This window comes from Streptomyces sp. MB09-02B (assembly GCF_033794485.1).
In the GTDB taxonomy this organism is placed as follows: Bacteria; Actinomycetota; Actinomycetes; order Streptomycetales; family Streptomycetaceae; genus Streptomyces.
In genome coordinates this window covers 1-2,566 of sequence record NZ_JARGEE010000724.1, presented here as the reverse complement: position 1 = coordinate 2,566, position 2,566 = coordinate 1, and the positions used below count along the sequence as shown (strand labels likewise).

The window sequence follows — 2,566 nt, the reverse complement described above, 5'->3', positions numbered from 1 at the left end:
GGGGCTGGACGTGGGGCCGGGGGAGTCGACGCGGGCTTCCACCCACCCGACCTTGGGCTCGGCGACCTCGGTGACACCGCCGCCCGTGTCCAGCGCGACCCCGGCCCAGGCTCCCCCGGCGGTCAGCAGCAGCCCGGCGGCGGTCAGAGCGGCGAGGCGACCGGCACGTGCCCTGCGCCGGGGGCGCGCGGGACCGGTCCGCACGACCTCGGTGTGCGGCACGTCGTCGGGCCTTTCACGCCGTACGCTCTCTGGCCTTTCACCCCGTACGCTTCCTGGCCCTTCACTCCGTACGCTCTCGGGCTCCCCGCCTCGTACCGTTTCGGGCTCCTCACCCCGTACGCTCCCTGCCTCCTCACCCCGTACGCTCTGCGGCTCTCTCTCCGTCACGGCGGCGCCGTGCGGTTTTCCGCCGAGCCGTAACGTCCCCGCGTCCTCGCCCAACTCGCGGAGCCCGGACGGGGTCTGGGTGTCGGGTTCCCGGTCCTCCGCCACGTCCCGCAGGAACCCGGCGATCTCCTCGGCGTCCGGGCGGAGCGCCGGGTCCTTGGCCAGCAGGCGCACGAGCAGGGGGCCTAGGGGGCCCGCCCGCTCCGGCTCCGGCGGTTCGGCGGCGAGGATCGCGGCGAGCGTGGACTCCAGGGTGGTGCGGCGGAAGGGGGACCAGCCCTCGACGGCTGCGTAGAGGAGAACGCCGAGCGACCAGAGGTCGGAGGGCGGGCCGGCTGCGCCGGGCCCGGCCATCCGCTCGGGCGCGACGAATTCGAGCGACCCGACGAACTCCCCTGTCACGGTGAGCGATTCCTCGCCCTGGACGTGGGCGATGCCGAAGTCGGTGAGGACGACCTGGCCGTGCGGGCCGAGGAGGACGTTGGCGGGTTTGACGTCCCGGTGCACGATGCCGACGCCGTGCGCGGCGTGCAGCGCGCCGACGACGGCGAGGCCGATGCGGGCGGACTCGACGGGGGTGAGGGCGCCGCGCTTGAGCGCCTCGTGGAGCGACTCGCCCCGGACCAGTTCCATGACGATCCACGGAGCTCCGTCCTCGACCACGACGTCGTGGATGGTGACGGCGGACGGGTGGTCGACGCGGGCGGCGGCGCGGGCCTCGCGGTAGAGGCGGTTGGCGGCCCGCCGACGGGCGTCGTGCTCGGGGCCGTCCGGACCGTCCGGACCACCCGGACCGTCGGGGCTGCCCGGGCTGCCTGGGCCGTGCGGGCCGAGCGGGCTGTCCGTGCCGTGCGTGTCACCGGGGAGCCTGGGCTGTTTGACGGCGACCTCCCGGTCGACGAGTTCGTCGACCGCCCTCCACACGGTGCCCATGCCGCCCGATCCGACGCGTTCCGCGAGACGGTAACGGCCGCCGACCAGACGACCGGTGCCGGTGCCGGTGCCGGTGCCGGTGCCGGTGCCGGTGCCGGTGCCGGTGCCGGTGCCGGTGGTCCGGAACGTTCTGACGCCGGACGGGAGTTCGCCGTGCGGAGGTTCGCCGTCGTCGCTCATGCCCCATCAGTACCGTGCGGGGGCGGAGCTTGTCGACGCGGATCCGGTGGACCGGCGGCCTTAGCGACGGCGGTTCCACAACTCCTGGGCCCAGCCGTACCGTTCGCGGTGCTTGGGCAGGGCGGTGCGGCCGACCGCTGCGGCGAGTTTGCGCAACCGGCGCCAGTCCAGGGGCGGTTTGGGCTCGGGGACACCGGGGCGGTCGCGGGGCACGCGGACGCGCAGCGCCTTCGGCGAGACCCGGCAGTGGACGGGGGTCGGCAGGACGAGGGCCTCACCGTCGACGCCGACCTCGATCTCCGGCCGGTCGGCCTCCACGACGATCTCGTCGGCCACGAGGAGACTCAGACCGGGGGCGTTCGGGCCGAGCACCATTCCCGCGGCCTCGGCGGCGCTGTCGACACGGATGCCGACGACGCCGAGCACCCCGGCGTCGAGCCGTTCGCGGCGGCCGAGACCCACGAGGTCGTCGCTGCGGTAGACGTTGTTGCTGACGAGGACGGCCTGGGGCGCGTCGATGACGGCGTCCCCGATGCGGGCGGTGAGCCGTGGGCCCCGCTGGTGCGTGAGCAGTTCGGGCAGCAGTTCCAGGGTGGTGCGGACCTTGTCGTCGCGGTAGGCGGGGCTCTGCACGACGGCGGCGTACGCGCCGAACGAGGCGTTGTTGACGAAGGGGTGGCCGCTGGCGTAGCCGAGGTCGACATGGAGTTCGACGCCCTTGTCGGTGAGGGCGTCGAGGCAGGCGGCGGGGTTGTCGCGGTCGAGGCCGAGGTCCATGGCGAAGTGGTTGCGGGTGCCGGCGGAGATGACGAGCAGCGGGACGTCGTACGCGGCGGCGATGGCGGCGACCTGGGCCTGGGTGCCGTCGCCGCCGGCGACGCCGAGGAGGTCGGCGCCGTTCCTGACGGCGTCCCGGGCGAGGACGGCGACGTCCTCGTGGCGCGCGGGGTCGAGCAGGTGGACCGTGGCGCCGAGCCGTTCGGCGCGCTCCTTCAGCCGGAAGCGTTCGACCTTTCCGCCCCCGGACTTGGGATTCATGATGAGGAAGGGGCGGGTGGGGGAG

The 2,566-nt window shown here is 74.3% G+C and carries 2 protein-coding genes; both read right to left on the bottom strand.

What is annotated here, in order from left to right; all coding sequences use genetic code 11:
• The coding region (locus P1P70_RS43335) for a serine/threonine-protein kinase (protein WP_413471686.1) at window positions 1-1,503 on the bottom strand (1,503 nt) is incomplete at its 3' end.
• Window positions 1,504-1,563: 60 nt separating this feature from the next.
• The coding region (locus P1P70_RS43330) for a diacylglycerol/lipid kinase family protein (protein WP_319247815.1) at window positions 1,564-2,566 on the bottom strand (1,003 nt) is incomplete at its 5' end.